Here is a 16,789-nt window from a genome sequence, read left to right as displayed (position 1 = left end):
TAAACCTTAAACTTTCCTAGTGCTTTGCGGATTCTGTAGGTGAATACGCCGAAAACCATCCGTATGTATACGATTACAACACGCCAGCTTGACCCTATAGAGGGGTATCAGCCCTTCATCGACTACATCTTAGCCAACTCCGCCACGGGCGAATGGGCCACCGTGCTGCCTGCGTTTGGGGGTATTTTGCGGCAGCTGGTGCTCCGGCAGGGCGAGAAACGCTATAAAGTGATTGATACGGCTAGTTCGCCACAGGCGCTCGTGGCCGACGAGACCTACGCCAGCGCCTTGCTCTACCCGTTTCCCAGCCGCGTTTTTCAGGGCGTTTACCGCTTCGAGGGCGAGGCCTATGCCCTGCCCCTCAACGAAACCCGGCGCAGCAATGCCCTCCACGGCTTTGTACACGGCAAACCCTTTCGCGTGGTGCGCGAGGAGGTCACAGCCGCCCATGCCCAGCTCAGTGTGCAGTATGACTACCCCGGCGATCTGGTGGGCTATCCCTTCCCGTTTGCTTTAACGGCCACTTATACCCTTAGCGAACAAGGCCTCGCGCTCGATTTTATGGCCATGAATACGGGCCAAAGCCGTTGCCCGGCGGCGTTCGGCTGGCACCCTTATTTCACGCTCAACAATGCCGATACGGACGACCTGGAACTGACCTTGCCCGTACAGACGGAAATCCACCTCGATCAGCACATGATTCCCAACGGGCAGCGCCCCGCTACTGATGCCCATCGTGGCCCGGCATCGCTGAAAGAAGTCTCGTTCGATACGCCATTTGTTGTTGATCCCCAACGGGTTAATGCTAAAAATAGGGCCGAGACGGTAGTTCACTGGCCCGCCGAAAGCGTAAGCTTGGTGGTGGAACAAAGCGCTGATTTCCCCTACCTGGTAATCTACACGCCCGGTCGCCGCGACAGCATTGCCATTGAACCCCTGACCGCCAACGTCGACTCGTTTAATAACGGCGAAGGGCTGACCATCCTCAGTCCCGGCGAATCACTTACCGGTAGCATAGTTGTTGGCTTAAATCAGAAAAAATAAACTTAGATTTATAGGTTGTCTCGTATTGCAACCTATGTCTCTCTATCCCACGTTCGTTAGTAAACTTAACCAGCCTTATCCACAGCCCTTTACCGTACGTAATGCGCTGTTGAAAGCCAGTATGGCGGGCGCATTGGTTGCGCTTGTGAACCTGGTTTTCCAGCCGTTTGGTCTGGCCGAATTTCAACACACCCATAAACCCTGGATCTTGCTGGGGTTTGGCATACCTGTGTTCTTCTGGGTAGGCATGCCGGGTATTGCACTGGGCTTCTTGTTTCCCAAATCGCGCCGGTATCAGCAGCGCCACTGGACGGTCTGGAAGCAACTGATTGCCAATGCCGTCATTACGTTTGGCGTAGCTGCCAGTCTGTTTTTCTACGCAAAGTGGGTAGGCTTCACACCGTTCACGTCGATTCCTTACCTGCTGATCTGCTCATTCAGCTTTGCTACGCTCATTACCATCTTCCTGCTTTTTTTCGATACGTCGATGTACCTGGCTGAAGTAGACAAACGGGCTACCCTGGAGTCGGAAGAACTGAAGATGCTGCTGCGCGAAAGCCATCACCGTATGCGCAATCAGTTGCAGGTGATTGCCTCCATACTGCGCCTTCAGACCAACACCATCACCGATGTCAAAGCCCTGGAAGCGTTGCGTACCAGCGAAAAACGCCTGGAGGCCATTGCCATGTTGCACGAGAAGCTGTACAAAAATGAAAATGTGACTACGGTCGATCTGTGCGCGTACCTGGAAGAGTTGACCCGCATTGTGGCTAGTCACCACGCCGACCTTACGCCAAACGTGGCTATCAGCGTAGAGAACCTGACGGCCCTCAACGTGTCGCTCGACACCGCCGTGCCGTTGGGGCTTATTGTTAATGAGCTGATTACCAACTCGTTCAAACACGCTTTTCGGCATATGGACCACTGCCAGATCCAGCTTATCCTGGACCGCGCCGCCGACGGACGCAACCGCCTTACCGTTCGGGATAATGGGCCGGGTATTCCCGACGGGCAGATTATGGGGTCGGGACAGTCGCTGGGGATGCGGCTGGTGAACGCCCTGACGCAACAATTGCGGGGTCAGCTGAGCTATCAGCAAAATGGTGGTGCGGAATTTGTGGTGAAATTCTGAATGCGCTGCGTGGGCGTGCCACCGTTTGTTGTACCCATCACTTATGAAGCAATTTTTTTTACCACTGGCCTTGCTGGCCGTTTTTTGTTGTCAACCAAAGTGGGCTGGTGCTCAGCCAAATGCCACCGATAGCTTCGATGAGGGCGTATCTAAAAACCGCTCCGGCGATTTCACCGGGGCGTTGAAGGCCTTCAGCATTGCCATCACCATGAACCCTGACCGGGCCGAGACTTATTACAACCGGGGCCTGACCAAAGCCAACCTCAGCGACCACCGGGGCGCTATTCTGGACTACGACCGGGCCATTGACCTGAACCCCAGAGACGCCCTGGCCTATCTGAGCCGGGGGGTGAGCAAAAGCAGGCAAAACGACGACCGGGGTGCCCTGCTCGACTACGGACGGGCCATTGAGCTAAGCCCTGCCAACGCCCAGGCTTACCACGACCGGGGTGTCAGTCGGACCCGACTGGAACAGTACCGTGGCGCGCTAGCCGATTTCGACAAGGCCATCAGCCTGAACCCCACCAATATCGACTCGTATTACCAGCGGGGCATGATTAAACAACGGCTTGACGATGCCGAAGGAAGTCTGCCCGACTTCACCAAAGTGATTGACGCGGCTCCTAAAAAGACCCTGGCCTTTGCCAGCAGAGGCATCTCGAAAGTGACGTTGAATGATTACAAAGGGGCCATTGTCGACCTGAGCCGAGCTATTGACCTAAACCCCGGCGACGGCGAATCGTATTATTACCGGGGGCTGGCTAAGAGCAAACTAGAGGATTACAGAGGAGCCATGCCCGATTTCGACCAGACCATCAGACTCCTGGCTACGTATTACCCGGCTTATTACGGCCGGGGCCTTTGCCGCAGTAAACTAGCCGACGAGAAAGGCGCTATCCAGGACTTTAATCAGGCCATTGAACTGGGTAATGTAAGCATGGATAAAGACGCGAAGCAGGCTTATACGGGTCGCCTTAGCCGCGAGGCGCTCGATGAGCTCCGCAATGCCGTGAAAGAACGTAGCCCCATGAGCAAGTTGGGCAACGAACGCGCCGAAGCATATTTCGGCCGGGGTAACACCCGCGCCAGGCAGGGCGACGGGCGCACGGCCATTGCCGACCTCAACAAAGCCATTGAGTTAAACCCGACCTATGCCGACGCGTATTTTACGCGGGGCCTTATCCACTCGGCGCAGGGCGATCAGCGCACGGCTATCCTGGACTGTAACAGTACTATCAAGCTGAACCCACGCTACGCCGAAGCCTATTATATTCGGGGCATCCTAAAAAACAGCCTCGGCGACGAAAACAGCGGCTGCCTCGACCTCTCTAAGGCCGGCGAACTAGGCTACAACCCCGCTTACAAGGTGATTGCGTCGTACTGTAATTAGGGGTATTTAGGGTTTAGGGGTTTGTAGTTGGCTGACGCAAGTGGCGCGAAGCCACTTGCGTCAGCCAACTACAAACCCCTAAACCCGACCAGGATGAGGGTGTTTCCAGGGGGTGCGGTAGGGGCGTTCCAGCAGGGCGGTGGCTTCGCGGTCGCCTACCACTTCGCGTTTGATGGGGTCATAAATCAGCGGACGCCCCAGTTTCATCGACAGGTTGGCCAAAATGCAGCTGGCCGTAGAAATGTGCCCCTCTTCGATATCGGCCACGGGCCGACCGCCGTTTTCGATGGCCCCCAGGAAATTGAGCATGTGGAGCCGGGTGGCGGGGGCGGCGTTCAGTTCTATTTTGGGGTTGGTAGGTTCGGTGAGGTCTTCGGGATACTTCTCTTTTTCGTAGACCACATCTTTGTGGATTTTGGCCCCTTTGGTAGGCCCGGTGTCGCCAAGGGGGACAAAATCGCACTGCATAGTGCTGCCCCAAAGCGTGCCTTTGTCGCCATAAATCGTAAACGACCAGGGGTAGTCGGGGTTGTTGGGCGTACCCCACGACCGGTGTTGCCAGACGCAGTTGAGGTCGTCGTATTCAAACAGCGCCGACTGGGTATCTGAGATGTTCGATTTGCCATCTTTTTGCACATAAATGCCTCCCGTTGAGCTGACGCGCTTAGGCCAGCCCAGCTTCAGCATCCAGCGAACGGTGTCGAGCATATGAACGCACATATCGCCGATGATGCCGTTGCCGTATTCGTTGAAAGTCCGCCACCAGCGCACGTGTGGGATGCCGTCGTAGGGACGCAGGGGAGCGGGGCCAGTCCACATCTCGTAGTCTAGGAAGTCGGGCACGGGCTGCACAGCGGGGTTGCCATTAGCCCGCATAGAGTAGTAGCAGCACATTTCAACGTGGTGGATCTTGCCCAGCAGACCCGCTTCTACGATATTCTTTTTGGCGTCGATGAGGTGGGGCGTGCTCTTGCGCTGCGTTCCCACCTGTACCACTTTGTTGTATTTGCGCGCCGCCGCCACCATCGCTTCGCCCTCCATCACGTCGACGCTGATGGGCTTCTGCACATAGACGTTGGCTCCCGACTTGATGGCGTCGATGGTTTGCAGGGCGTGCCAGTGGTCGGGCGTGCCAATGAGCACAATGTCTAACTTGTTGTCGGCCAGCATCTTGCGATAGTCGCCGTAGAGCAGCGGTGTCTTGCCCGATTTTTGGCGTTGGCTGACCAGCTTAGCCGCGTCGGCCAGCATATTCTTGTCAACGTCGCAAAGGGCAACCACCTCCACGGGGGCCACCTGAATGAGCCGGAAGAGATCGCTTTTGCCATACCAGCCCGTGCCGATAAGGCCCACCCGATACGGCGTTGGTGGGTTGACAAGGTCCATCCCGTGAGCACCCAGGGCCGAAAGAGCGAGCGTTGCCGAGGCTCCCTGCATGAAACGGCGACGGTTGATGTTGAACGAATGCATAGCGAGAAAGGGTTTGGAAACGCCGACGAGTAGTGGGCTAGTAGCTTTCAATAAAAAGCACTTGTAGCCCTGCCAGATACTCTTTGCAGGATGTAGGGAAGGGATTTGCTAACTTACCTGCTATGAAACATACCATCTTTTCTCTGCTGCTGGTCATGGCACTGCTGGCCATGGTGCGCCCGAAGGCCGGCATTGAGCAGGCCCTTTTTGGTACGCTGCCCGATGGCCGCGAAGCCCACCTCTTCACGTTGCGCAACGCGGCGGGAATGGAAGCGAAGATTACCAATTACGGCGGCTTCCTGGTAGCCCTCACCGCACCCGACCGCACCGGCAAACAGGCAAACGTGGTGCTGGGGCTGTCCTCCTTGGCCGATTACCTCAAAGCCCCGTCTAGCCTAGGGCCAATTATTGGTCGGTTTGGGAACCGGATTGCGGGGGGCAAATTCACGCTCGACGGCACCGACTATACCCTGGCCATTAACAATGGTGGCAACCATATTCACGGTGGAAAGGTCGGGTTTAACCAGAAACTGTGGGCTGCTACCCCCACCAACGGCCCCGAACCGGCCCTGACGTTGCGCTACACCTCGCCCGATGGCGAGGAAGGCTACCCTGGTACGCTGGCCGTGACGGTGACGTACATCTTACAGAAAAACAACGCACTGCGCATTGATTATCAGGCCACTACAAATAAATCGACCGTGATAAACCTGACGAATCACACGTATTTCAACCTAAGCGGTCAGCAGCGCGACGTGCTGAACAAGGAACTGATGATCAGCGCCGACCGGTTTCTGCCCACCACCAAAGCCCAGATCCCAACCGGCGAGCTAAGGCCCGTGGCAGGCACCCCCTTCGACTTCACCAAACCCACGCCCATTGGCACCCGCATCAACGACACCACCGACGTACAGATCAGCTATGGATACGGCTATGACCACTGCTGGGTGTTCACCGACAAGTCGCCGAAACTGAAGCTGGGGGCCACTGTCTACGACCCACCAAGCGGCCGAGTGCTCACGATGTACACCACCGAACCGGCTGTGCAGATCTACACTGCCAACCACCTCAACGGCAGTCAGCGCGGGCCGGAAGGCGTGCCGTATACCCGCCGTTTTGGTATCTGCCTGGAAACGCAGCACTTCCCCGATTCACCCAATCAACCCACCTTCCCCACCACCACGCTCCGCCCGGGGCAGGTTTTCAAAAGCACAACAGTGTACCAGTTTTCGGTGAAGTAATCGTTGGAAGGTAGTCTTCTGTTTACTGTCTTCTGATTTTCCCTACCAAGAGAATATACGACGACGCACCCAGCAAACCCAAGACCCCTATAAACACCAGAGCAGGTTTGAAATCGCCGTCTTTGGCCAGGTAGCCAATTACGATGGGGACCACGATAGAGGCCAGATTGCCCATGAAGTTGAACACGCCGCCCGTGAGGCCGATCAGGTTTTTTGGCGATAGTATAGACACGAACACCCACGAGATGAGGGCCATGCCCGATCCGAAAAAGGCCAGCGCCAAAAAGAAAATAATGAGCGTCGTGTCGTTGGTGTAGTTGGCCCCGATAATGCTCATCGACAGCAGTAGTCCCGAAATAATGGGCGTTTTCCGGGCCACCTCCACCGACGTTCCCTGCCGCACTAGCCGGTCAGAAATAAAGCCCGACAGCAGCAGTCCGGCGCAGGCAGCCAGAAAAGGCACCGAAGCCAGATAGCCCGATTTGATAAAATCGAGACCCCGGTACTTGACCAGGTAGGTAGGAAACCAGGTCAGAAAAAACCACAGACTCCCGTTGACGGCAAACTGCCCGATAAACACGCCCCATAGTGTCCGGCTGGCAAATACCTGCTTCACGTTGGCCCACTGCCAAGCGTGGCCCGGCCGCATCGACGTCTGCCCCGGTTGCGGCTCTTTCTTTCGAAACAAACCCCCTCCCGACTCGATGTGAGCCAGCTCGGCGGCATTCACCGTGGAGTGATCGAGGGGATCGCGGTAGAGCAGATACCAAAGCACGCCCCACACTACGCCAATGCCGCCCGTGGCAATAAACAGTCCTTTCCAGCCCGCATTGACCTGAATCATAGTCAGCACGGGTGTCAGAAACGCCAGGCCAATGAACTGCCCCGATACGTAGAGCGCAATGGCCGAAGCGCGTTCATTGTCGGGAAACCAGCTCGTAACAATCCGGTTATTCATGGGGTAGGAGGGTGCCTCGAATGCACCAGTAGCCAGCCGCAACCCAAACAAGGCCGTAAACCCCCGCACAAAACCCTGACCTACCGTAACGAGTGACCAGGTGACGAGGCAAAATGCGTAGAGTATACGGGGACTGAACCGGTCGGCGATGAGACCACCCGGAATCTGGAGCAGCGCATAGGACCAGCCAAAGGCCGAAAACACCCACCCCAATTGCGCCGGCGACAGCTGCAAATCGCCGCTCATCGTGGTGGCCGCCACCGACAGGTTAGCCCGGTCAAGGTAGTTGATCACCACGTTGACGAACACCAGAAACAACATGCCATACCGAACGCGGGTAGGTTTCATAGGGGGGAGTTTTGTGGTTGGTGGTTTGTAGTTAGTGGTTGCTTCGAGCTTGTCGAAGGGCCACAAGCGCGAAGCAACCACTAACTACAAACCATTTTCTACCTTGCTGTCCAGCCTCCGTCTACGGTGAGTAGTGAGCCTACCATGAAGCTGGCGGCGTCGCTGGCGAGAAAGATGGCGGCCCCCTGAATTTCGTGCAGTTCGCCCCAGCGGCCCAGCGCGGTGGCCCCCACAATAAATTGTTTCGACTCCTCGGTATGGGCAATGGGCAGGTTCATTTCGGTCAAAAATGGGCCGGGGCAAATGGCGTTAACGTTGATGTGGAACGGAGCCAGTTCCAGCCCAAGGGCGCGGGTCAACTGCACTACGGCCCCTTTGCTGGCTGTATAGGGCGTTCGGTTGGCCAGGCCCACCACGCCCAGGGTGCTGGCCATGTTGATGATCTTGCCCCCGTTTGCCTTTTTCATAAACGGCGTCACGGCCCGGCAACATAGCCAGGTGCCGTTTACGTTTACGTTCATAACGCTGGTGAAATCGGCGGGCGAAACGGCGTCAATGGCCCCCCGGATGTTGATGCCGGCACTGTTGATAAGGATGTCGATCTGCCCGAATGCGTCCATTGCGGCCTGCGCCATGGCTTCGGTCTGGGCCTGATCAGTGATGTCGGCGGCAAATGAAAGAGCCTCTACGCCATAGGTGCGGCCCAGTTCGGTTGCAGCCTGAGCACCTTCCTCAGCATTGCGGTTCACCAGCATGACGCGGGCACCCGCCGAGGCCAACCCCGCCGCCATGGCCAGGCCCAGCCCTTTGGAACCGCCCGTGATGATGGCGGCCCGCCCGCTCAAATCAAATTGCTTAATACCAGGTAAAGGTTGGTCAGACATAAAAAAAGTTTTCTGTTTTCAGTTGTTACGCCGGGGCTATTCGTGCCGTAGGTACGACATGTTTGTAGCAGAGGAAGTGCTCCCGCGAGAACATAGCGTGCCGTAGGTACGCCACAACATAGGCGGCGGGGTAGTCGCGTACCTACGGCACGAACAGTTCATCTTGTAAATAGAAACCACAAACTCATTTTTCAAGTCGCCCCCGGCTGTAGGCTAAGCACGACACGATGTTTTTCTCCTCCAGCGCCAGCCGGTTTTCGGGGCTTAGGGGCGTGGTTCGGGGTAGGGGCGGGGCGGGTTTATGCTGCCTGGCGGTATGCAGCATCCAGGCCAGTTCGGTGGCGGGCAAATCGCCGAAGGTAGCCCAGTAGTCGGGAGTCAGGCAGGGAACCTCCAGCGGGTCGCGGGTGATCATTTCCAGGCTGAACGTCACCGCCGGGTTGTGCTGTTTGCAAACCGCCGCCATTTTCGGCAGGTCGAGCAGGCCCTCGCCCAGCGGCACTTCCGACAGCAGAAACCCGTCGGCGTAGTCTTCCACGGCCATATCTTTCACGTGGGTGCTAAACACGTACGGGGCCAGGGTCTGCACCACCGTCATGGGGTCCTCAAGCAGGGCCATGCTGTTGCCGAAGTCGAGCGTGACGCCAATCCATTCACTGTCGAGTTGTTTCAGTATGGCCACTAGTTCCGGTGCCCGCCAGTCTTTGTGGTTTTCCACCGCCAGCCTGACCCCGTGCTTCCGCAATACGGGTTCGGCCAGTTGCAGCGACGTCAGGGCGGCCTGTCTCATGGCCACAAACGCCTCTGGCGAATGCAAAATTTCGTATCGCCGCCCCGACGAGCAGACTGTCCGCAGAATCTGTGCCCCGGCTTCTTTAGCCCGGATCACGTCCCGCTCAAACGCGGCTACGTCGTCGGCTTTTTTAGGTACGCTGATGGAGCCTTCGAGGTACATGCCCAGCTTTTCGCGCCGGTCGCGTACACTGCGGGCAAACGCATCCGACCAGCCGTTGACCACCACCTGCACCCCACCCGCCCCAATCTGATGGCAATGGTCGAGCAACTCCAGCGCGTTGGTGAAAGCCGGGTAGGCCGTACTGACCACTTTTGAATTCCAGCGTGCCCAGTACGAATGCACCACTACGCCCATGGGCACACCCACCGCCAACTGAGGCAAACGAGGCAAGTCGGGCAAGGCCAGCATCAGTACCCCGGCACCCGAACGTTGTATAAAGTTGCGTCGATTCATATGGAAATGGAGATAAAAGTGATTTACGATGTACGAATTACGAATTACGATTTATTGCTGTCGCATGGGTTTGCTCTACAGCAAAAGAGTGCGACAGCAATAAATCGTAATTCGTAATTCGTACATCGTAAATCACTTCACATACTTATTCAATTCATTGGCGGTCCAGGGCACTATTCGGCCTTGGGAGGTGACGCGGGTGGTGCCTACAACGCGCTTGCCGATGGGTCCTGCCTGGTTGCCCCACTCATTGCGGATGTAGGTCAGAATAGCGGTGATAGCGGCATCGTCGAGGGTAGAGTGGGCAGGCATCACGGGCAGAATATCGGGTGAATTGTACACCTTGCCAGCCACATCCACGGGGCCTTCCATGCCGTGTAAGAGAATGAGGGCCAGTCGTTTACCGTCGCCGAGGACCCAGTCAGAGCCAATGAGCGGCGGCGCAAACCTGGCCATACCCCGGCCATCGGTGCCGTGGCAGCCAGAGCAGGTGCTGAGGTACAGTTGCCGACCGGTAGCAAAGAGTTTCTGGTCGTCGGCACCCAGCGAATTAGCCTTGGCCATCACCTGCTGATCGGCGGCGTGGCCTGGCCAGGTAAACAACCCCGCCACCGCCGCCCGCCGCGACGGCTCGATTAGGCCTGGCTGGGTCAGTATACGTGGGCTGGTGGTTAGCAGCACAGGTGCAAATTTGCCCATGCTGGCCCCGGTGGCCAAGCCAGCCACTACCGCCCGCTGTTGCCAGGTTAACGTACCGCTGTTGTTATCGAGGCGGGTAAGCAGGGCCGTTAGCTCGTCGGGCTGGTGTTTTCTGACAATAGCCGTGGTGAGCATTTCCACGAAAATTTCGCTTGCTGGCGTTTTAGTTTGCCAGTCGGGTGCGGCCAGGATCCGTTGCAGCAGGGCATATTCCTGGTTCTGAAGGCTGCTCATTACCGCATCGCGCATCAACGGCGAGGCGCCATACCGCCGGGCCAGGGTCATCAGCAGGGGTTGGGCCACGTTGGCGTCAAGCACCTGCGCGGAGAGAGCCAGTTGCAGGGCATGTTCGGCGGTGGCGTTGGGGGCCTGTTTGGTGAGCATCTGCCCCAGTTTTACCCGAACAGACTGATCTGTCTGCGCAAATGGCTCCAACAGCCGGATTGCCGTGGTTTGCACCAGCGGGTCGGGGTCGGCGGCTAGCCGGAGCAGCACGTCGGGCCGATTCAGGTTCAGGCCATTCAGGGTCCAGAGCGCGTGGAACCGGGCCAGTGGCTGGATGCCCGTTTGTGCCAATACGGTCAGTGCGGGGCCAGCGGTTTTGTCGTTTCTGTCAATGAGCAAGCCCTGCGCCATGTCGCGGTACCAGCCATCCGGGCTAGCCAGATAGCCCACTAACTCGGACTGCGAAGCCGTTGTAAGTTTGGGCTTTTTCGGGGCTTTCCAGCCCTGCGGAACCACCCGCCAGATTCGGCCCCGGTTGGTGGGCTGCACCAGTTTTCGGGCCAGTGTCTGTTCTTTCAGGTAGGGTGTGATGTAGGCCCCGTGCTGAATCAGTCCCCGGTAGATGTCGGCAATGTAGAGCGCCCCGTCGGGTCCTTCGGTCAGGCTCACGGGCCGGAACCGCTCGTCGGTCGAAGCCAGAAACTCCCGGCCCGGATGGGGATCCTGCGCCGCGACGAGTGGCCCATTTTCGGCCAGTACGTTGCGTTTGACGAGATTTCCGGCTGGTTCGCACACAAACACGTTGCCCGCGTAGGCCGCTGGCAGGGCCGTGCCCCGGTACACAAAGGGCGAACAGGCAGCAGTAAATTCCAGCAGCCGACCGGCCGTATCCAGCGTACCGGGAATATAGCCCCGGTTCACGGCGGGGTTGGGCCGGATGGGGTACACCTGCCGGTCTATGGTCAGCCCCTGATCGATGCCCGTGGTAGCGGTGTGGTGCTTGTTGCGGTTCAGGTAGTTGGGCGGCACCAGGTCGGCGTGGAGTTGCGACCAGTTGTAGTTGTAAAACAGCCGTCCCTTGTCGTCGTGGCTCAGGCCCCACTGCCCCCGAAATTCGGTGCTGTCACGCTGCCAGTAGCCGTTTACAAGCTGGTAGCGAAAGCGCGATTTGGCGTTGTAATAATGGTTGTCGAGGCTGCGCCAGAGGCCATTCCCGGCGTGTTCGGGCAGCGCGCTCCCGGCGTAATCTTTGTCGATCAGGGTCTTGGCCGATCCGCCGTTGCGGTCGGCTTTCAGGTCGCCGTTTTGGTCCTGGGTGAGCCAGAGTGCGCCGTTTTCGGCTATCAGAACCCCACCGGGCACCAGGGCCAGGGCGCGGGGCATAATCAGGCTGTCGAGATAAACCGTGCTGCGGTCCATTTGCCCATCGGCGTTGGTGTCTTCCAGCACCGACACCCGGCCCACGGGTTTGTTTTCACCCTCGCCGTCGATGGTGGGCATGAACCCCCGCATTTCCACTACCCACAGCCGCCCGTCGGCGTCGAAGGTCATCGCCACGGGGTCCTGCACCATAGGTTCGGCGGCCACGAGTTGAATGGTCAGGCCGGGTTCAAGCTGAAACGTGGCCTGTTCCTGGGCGGGTGTCCGGGCGGGCGAGGGGCCATCGTCGATGGGGGTTCGCAGGCTTGTGGTCAGGCCCAGCACAAGACTAAGCAGGTAGACGGTATAGGCTGACTTAACCATACGTTGAGGCAAGTTAGTACATTGACAATCAACAGAACGACAGCGTGTTGTTGACGAAAAAGCACATTGTAGGCCGCACTTACTTCTGGCTGGTTTAGGGCTTCGCGGGGCTGTAACTACATTAGCTTACACCCGTTGAAGTTTTTCGAAAAGTTCGTCTGGGAAGTCAATTGTGATTGAGTCGCCGGGTTTGATCAGACCACTCGCCAGCACAATGCCCATGACACCTGCTTTACGCACTAGTTCGCCATTGGTGTCGTGATCCAACACTGCTTTCATCAACCCAGGCTGAATGCCATCTAGTTGTGCGCAGGGGTTCCGCAAGCCCGTAATCTGCACTTTGGCTGATGTGCCTATGGTTAGACACGTATGTTTGGGTAAGGCCAATAAATCGATGCCGCGTGTGGTCAAGTTTTCGCCAATCTGACCGGGACGAATGGTGAACCCTTTGCCAGCTAGTTCATCCAGCAATTCGGCATGCACTAAATGAACTTGCCTTAGATTGGGCTGGGTTGGATCCTGCGCTACCCGTGAGCGGTGTTTAACGGTTGTGCCATTATGAGCGTCACCCCGAACGCCTAAACCTGCCTCCAGAAAAATGCTGTCCTGGTTCGGCTTCGACATCGTGTGACTCGGGCTACTACTTACTGCAATTACTGTTGCCATGCCTATTTGTTTTTAAATGACTCAATCGTTGCTGTCAACCTAGTTAAAGCTGAGCAGCTGACAGGCAAAATAGCGAATCGCCATTGGCGCATCCAAACGCAAAAAAGGTGGCCCGTTTCCAGGCCACCTTTTCGCATTAAAGTCAGAAATGCCGCTCTACTCAGGCCAGGTCGTAGCGGCCCAGATTCATTACTTTGGTCCAGGCAGCCACAAAGTCGTGCACAAATTTCTCCTGCGAGTCGCTGCACCCGTACACCTCGGCCACGGCGCGGAGTTCCGAGTTCGAGCCGAAGATCAGGTCTACGCGGGTACCGGTCCATTTGGGTTCGCCCGTTTTGCGGTCACTACCCACAAACACGGTCTGCGCGTCGGACGTGGCGCGCCAGGTGGTACCCAGGTCGAGCAGGTTGACGAAATAATCGTTGGTGAGGACTTCGGGACGTTGCGTAAACACACCGTGTTTCGAATGGTCGAAGTTGGTGTTGAGCACACGCATACCGCCCACCAGCACCGTCAGTTGCGGAATAGTGAGCGACAGCAGCTGCGCCTTGTCGATCAGCATGTCTTCTGCCGCCGTCTTGTGTTTGGCGTCAACGTAGTTACGGAACCCATCGGCCGCCGGCTCCATGGCATCAAACGACCGCACGTCGGTTTGGTCCTGCGAGGCATCAGTGCGGCCCGGTGTGAAGGGTACCATTACGTCATGACCGGCATTTTTGGCCGCCTGCTCCACGCCTGCGCAACCACCCAACACGATCAGGTCGGCCAGTGAAATCTGCGTGCCGTCGGTCTGCGTACTGTTAAATTCCTGCTGAATGCCTTCCAGCGTTTTTAGCACGTTGGTCAGTTCGGCGGGGTTGTTAACGGCCCAGTCTTTCTGCGGTGCCAGCCTGATGCGGGCACCATTGGCACCACCGCGCTTGTCTGAATTACGGAACGTAGATGCCGAGGCCCAGGCCGTAGACACCAGTTGCGACACTGACAGCCCCGCCGCCAGCAGCTTTTCTTTCAATGAAGCAATGCCTTGATCGTCAACCAGTTTGTGGTTAACGGCGGGCACGGGGTCTTGCCAGATCAGCTCTTCGGTGGGCACGTCGGGGCCGAGGTAGCGCTCTATGGGACCCATGTCGCGGTGCGTGAGCTTAAACCAGGCACGCGCAAAGGCGTCGGCAAACTGATCGGGGTTTTCGTGGAACCGTTTCGAGATTTTCGCGTAGGCCGGGTCGGCACGAAGCGCCAGGTCGGTGGTCAGCATCATGGGTGCGTGACGTACCGAGGGGTCGTGCGCGTCAGGCACGGTACCTGCACCAGCACCGCCCACGGGTTGCCACTGATGCGCCCCACCCGGACTTTTGGTCAGTTCCCACTCGAAGCCGAAAAGGTGATCGAAGTAGTCATTGCTCCACTGGGTGGGCGTTTTGGTCCAGGTTACTTCCAGGCCGCTGGTGATCGTGTGCGCGCCATGTCCCGTGCCAAACGAGTTTTTCCAGCCCAGGCCCATCTCTTCAATAGTAGCACCGGCGGGTTCAGAGCCAACGTGCTTGCCGGGGTCGGCGGCACCGTGGGTTTTACCAAAGGTGTGTCCACCCGCAATGAGGGCCACGGTTTCTTCGTCGTTCATGGCCATCCGACCAAACGTTTCGCGAATATCATGCGCCGACGCTAGCGGATCGGGGTTGCCCGCAGGGCCTTCCGGGTTCACGTAGATCAGGCCCATGTTAGCGGCACCGAGGGGTTGCTCCAGTTTACGCTGCCCGTTGCTGCCCGCATACCGGATGTTGTCGCCCAGCCATTCGGTTTCCGAACCCCAGTACACATCTTCTTCCGGCTCCCAGACATCTTCCCGGCCACCACCAAAACCAAACGGCTTGAGGCCCATCGACTCCAGGGCGCAGTTGCCGGTGAGCACCATCAAATCGGCCCAGGAGAGCTTGCGGCCATATTTCTGTTTAAGAGGCCACAGCAGCAGGCGGGCTTTGTCAAGGTTGGTATTATCGGGCCAGCTGTTGAGGGGTGCAAAGCGAAGCGTACCTGCACCCGCACCACCCCGCCCGTCGCCGATGCGGTAGGTACCGGCACTGTGCCAGGCCATCCGGATAAAGAAAGGACCATAGTGGCCGTAGTCGGCGGGCCACCACTCCTGCGACTTGGTCATCAGGTCGATGATGTCCTGCTTCACCGCTGCCAGATCGAGCGTTTTGAATTCCTCGGCGTAGTTGAAGGTCTCGCCCATGGGGTCAGATTGCGATGAATGCTGACGCAGGATGTTCAGTTTCAGTTGGTTGGGCCACCAGTCGCGGTTTCTGGTGCCGCCGCCCGCACTTTTATTGAGTGCTCCACTCGTAAAGGGGCACTTGCCCACGGTGTTGACTTTGCTTTCGTCGTTAACATCCCACACCGATGGATCGTGTGTTTCCTGAGTTCCGTTAGGTCCCATTATGGTAGAGTTTTATTGGTTGACGAGCCAAATGTAGGCCAAAGGTCTCTATAGTTTTTATCTATTGTTCTTATATGCGCATAGATAAAATCTATGAATTTGCCCATATAATAAGGCTGTAGGGGCGGAGGCCATCAACCTGTTAGCGAGAGAACCAGTAAAGACCAAGCCCGATCAGGAGAGCAACAATAGCCAGGATATCTATGATCATGACTCGTTTCAGCTCGGCATTGATTGGCTTATCAATCAAATAGTACAATGCCACAAATGAGATCATACTGACTAGTCCCATCACTACTGAGACGGTATAGTACTTTCTGGTGAAGGCCGAATATAACAGTAAGCCACCCACCAGGCCAAACAGCACAGCCCGATGGCGAAGCAGTAGCTCATAGTTGCCATCAGGCACAGCAATGCCATAGGATTTTGCGATGTTCTGAGGCAAAAACAGGAGCGCCGCTGGTAGGAGGTTGATAACGCTCGCCAAGCCAAGTGTCAATCTGAAAATAGATTCCATTGGTATCAGTATATATATGATAGCGCCAAAGATCAATATTCTCGGCTAAGTTTGGCCGGTCAAATTACTCTTTTTCATGCGACCTCGACACCAATAATAGCGTAGTACAAAATGTAGTTGGCTTATTCGTGCGGAGGCCTATTCTTCCAACACCCCAAAGGGCTGATGGCCACAAGATAAGCCAAGCGCAGGTACGTGCCCTTGACCTTTTCACCCTTTGCCTGTTAGGCTGCCGCGTGGGCCTAATCGCGTGATTCCTGTCACAGGTAAGTGAACCCGACAACGCTAACCTGGGGTAAAAGTGGATCGGTATTGAACCAGTGAGGCAAGCAGATAGAGCAGAGGGGTTGCTGGAACCTGCAAGGCAGGTTAGCGGGTAACATATGAAATGGTATAGTGGGTGCTCGATCTTTTTCCAAGAAACGATGAATTGGAGTTGTCAGACTTACTGGTGACCTCGACAGGGAAGTTCTGCGGATTAAGCACATACGAATACGAAATGTTGGTGGGTGCAAATGCGGTGTTTTGACTGTAGACGAGCTTTGCCGATTCCAGACAATTGGCATTCTGCATGATCATGTCCATGTAAAAAAACTCGTAGACCGATTCGCCTAGCAGCAAACTATACAGTCGTAATTCAGGTACGTTCATAAACGGCGGGAAAGCTGTTGAGTAGGTGGCATCCACCTGTACATTGATCAGCTGAGATGGTGTTACTATATCGATACCTTTGATTTGTCCACTGCTCGATAGCACATAAGACTGGGTAGCAACTCCCCCCCCCTT

13 protein-coding genes are annotated in these 16,789 nt (G+C 56.7%); 4 read left to right on the top strand and 9 right to left on the bottom strand.

All coding sequences use genetic code 11. The annotated features are described in order from the left end of the window. Nucleotides 1–63 precede the first annotated feature (63 nt). Genes J2I48_RS27590 through J2I48_RS27580 form a run of 3 tightly spaced genes read left to right on the top strand, consistent with a single transcriptional unit; the run spans nucleotide 64 to nucleotide 3,566 of the window. Complete coding sequence (locus tag J2I48_RS27590) at nucleotides 64–1,044, top strand: aldose 1-epimerase (protein ID WP_207338771.1); 981 nt, start codon at nucleotides 64–66, stop codon at nucleotides 1,042–1,044. 34 nt (nucleotides 1,045–1,078) lie between these two features. Continuing rightward, a complete protein-coding gene (locus J2I48_RS27585) occupies nucleotides 1,079–2,176 on the top strand; it encodes a sensor histidine kinase (RefSeq protein WP_207338770.1) in 1,098 nt (365 codons plus the stop codon). 43 nt (nucleotides 2,177–2,219) lie between these two features. Further along, entirely contained in the window at nucleotides 2,220–3,566 is a 1,347-nt protein-coding gene (locus J2I48_RS27580; RefSeq protein ID WP_207338769.1) for a tetratricopeptide repeat protein, read from the top strand. A 78-nt stretch (nucleotides 3,567–3,644) separates the two neighbouring features. Here J2I48_RS27580 and J2I48_RS27575 read toward each other — a convergent pair whose 3' ends face one another. Further along, entirely contained in the window at nucleotides 3,645–5,036 is a 1,392-nt protein-coding gene (locus J2I48_RS27575; protein WP_207338768.1) for a Gfo/Idh/MocA family protein, read from the bottom strand. Between the two features lie 122 nt (nucleotides 5,037–5,158). Between J2I48_RS27575 and J2I48_RS27570 the strand changes: the two genes are divergently transcribed. Continuing rightward, nucleotides 5,159–6,277, top strand: a complete 1,119-nt coding sequence (locus J2I48_RS27570; protein ID WP_207338767.1) for an aldose epimerase family protein — start codon at nucleotides 5,159–5,161, stop codon at nucleotides 6,275–6,277. 22 nt (nucleotides 6,278–6,299) lie between these two features. Here the strand turns inward: J2I48_RS27570 and J2I48_RS27565 are convergent, their stop codons facing one another. The 8 genes from J2I48_RS27565 to J2I48_RS27530 all read right to left on the bottom strand — a co-directional run bounded on the left by J2I48_RS27565 (nucleotide 6,300) and on the right by J2I48_RS27530 (nucleotide 16,654). Next, complete coding sequence (locus J2I48_RS27565; protein WP_207338766.1) at nucleotides 6,300–7,583, bottom strand: MFS transporter; 1,284 nt, start codon at nucleotides 7,581–7,583, stop codon at nucleotides 6,300–6,302. A 98-nt stretch (nucleotides 7,584–7,681) separates the two neighbouring features. Further along, nucleotides 7,682–8,467 carry an SDR family NAD(P)-dependent oxidoreductase gene (locus J2I48_RS27560; protein ID WP_207338765.1) on the bottom strand — a complete coding sequence of 262 codons (786 nt, stop codon included), beginning with the start codon at nucleotides 8,465–8,467 and terminating at the stop codon, nucleotides 7,682–7,684. 184 nt (nucleotides 8,468–8,651) lie between these two features. After that, nucleotides 8,652–9,716 carry a sugar phosphate isomerase/epimerase family protein gene (locus J2I48_RS27555; RefSeq protein WP_207338764.1) on the bottom strand — a complete coding sequence of 355 codons (1,065 nt, stop codon included), beginning with the start codon at nucleotides 9,714–9,716 and terminating at the stop codon, nucleotides 8,652–8,654. Nucleotides 9,717–9,848: 132 nt separating this feature from the next. Continuing rightward, nucleotides 9,849–12,383, bottom strand: coding sequence for a DUF7133 domain-containing protein (locus J2I48_RS27550; RefSeq protein WP_207338763.1), 2,535 nt, complete (start codon nucleotides 12,381–12,383; stop codon nucleotides 9,849–9,851). Nucleotides 12,384–12,509: 126 nt separating this feature from the next. Then, nucleotides 12,510–13,049 (bottom strand): MOSC domain-containing protein, encoded by a 540-nt coding sequence (locus J2I48_RS27545; RefSeq protein WP_207338762.1) that lies wholly within the window; start codon nucleotides 13,047–13,049, stop codon nucleotides 12,510–12,512. Nucleotides 13,050–13,209: 160 nt separating this feature from the next. After that, the gene (katG, locus tag J2I48_RS27540; RefSeq protein ID WP_207338761.1) at nucleotides 13,210–15,486 is read right to left on the bottom strand and encodes a catalase/peroxidase HPI; all 2,277 of its coding nucleotides are present in this window, start codon (nucleotides 15,484–15,486) and stop codon (nucleotides 13,210–13,212) included. Between the two features lie 142 nt (nucleotides 15,487–15,628). Then, nucleotides 15,629–16,003, bottom strand: a complete 375-nt coding sequence (locus J2I48_RS27535) for a hypothetical protein (protein ID WP_207338760.1) — start codon at nucleotides 16,001–16,003, stop codon at nucleotides 15,629–15,631. A gap of 369 nt (nucleotides 16,004–16,372) precedes the next feature. Then, nucleotides 16,373–16,654 carry a hypothetical protein gene (locus J2I48_RS27530; RefSeq protein ID WP_207338759.1) on the bottom strand — a complete coding sequence of 94 codons (282 nt, stop codon included), beginning with the start codon at nucleotides 16,652–16,654 and terminating at the stop codon, nucleotides 16,373–16,375. Between the last annotated feature and the right edge of the window lie 135 nt (nucleotides 16,655–16,789).

The organism is Fibrella aquatilis (assembly GCF_017353255.1).
Classification (GTDB): Bacteria; Bacteroidota; Bacteroidia; order Cytophagales; family Spirosomataceae; genus Fibrella; species Fibrella aquatilis.
The sequence above is the reverse complement of the archived record's forward strand: the minus strand, read 5'-3'. Positions and strand labels throughout refer to the sequence as shown.

Coding starts and splice junctions, on each gene's coding strand:
- J2I48_RS27580 (WP_207338769.1), top strand. CDS start 2,220: ATGAAGCAATTTTTTTTACCACTGGCCTTGCTGGCCGTTTTTTGTTGT.
- J2I48_RS27575 (WP_207338768.1), bottom strand. CDS start 5,036: ATGCATTCGTTCAACATCAACCGTCGCCGTTTCATGCAGGGAGCCTCG.
- J2I48_RS27560 (WP_207338765.1), bottom strand. CDS start 8,467: ATGTCTGACCAACCTTTACCTGGTATTAAGCAATTTGATTTGAGCGGG.
- J2I48_RS27565 (WP_207338766.1), bottom strand. CDS start 7,583: ATGAAACCTACCCGCGTTCGGTATGGCATGTTGTTTCTGGTGTTCGTC.
- J2I48_RS27535 (WP_207338760.1), bottom strand. CDS start 16,003: ATGGAATCTATTTTCAGATTGACACTTGGCTTGGCGAGCGTTATCAAC.
- katG (WP_207338761.1), bottom strand. CDS start 15,486: ATGGGACCTAACGGAACTCAGGAAACACACGATCCATCGGTGTGGGAT.
- J2I48_RS27530 (WP_207338759.1), bottom strand. CDS start 16,654: ATGAACGTACCTGAATTACGACTGTATAGTTTGCTGCTAGGCGAATCG.
- J2I48_RS27585 (WP_207338770.1), top strand. CDS start 1,079: ATGTCTCTCTATCCCACGTTCGTTAGTAAACTTAACCAGCCTTATCCA.
- J2I48_RS27570 (WP_207338767.1), top strand. CDS start 5,159: ATGAAACATACCATCTTTTCTCTGCTGCTGGTCATGGCACTGCTGGCC.
- J2I48_RS27555 (WP_207338764.1), bottom strand. CDS start 9,716: ATGAATCGACGCAACTTTATACAACGTTCGGGTGCCGGGGTACTGATG.
- J2I48_RS27545 (WP_207338762.1), bottom strand. CDS start 13,049: ATGGCAACAGTAATTGCAGTAAGTAGTAGCCCGAGTCACACGATGTCG.
- J2I48_RS27590 (WP_207338771.1), top strand. CDS start 64: ATGTATACGATTACAACACGCCAGCTTGACCCTATAGAGGGGTATCAG.
- J2I48_RS27550 (WP_207338763.1), bottom strand. CDS start 12,383: ATGGTTAAGTCAGCCTATACCGTCTACCTGCTTAGTCTTGTGCTGGGC.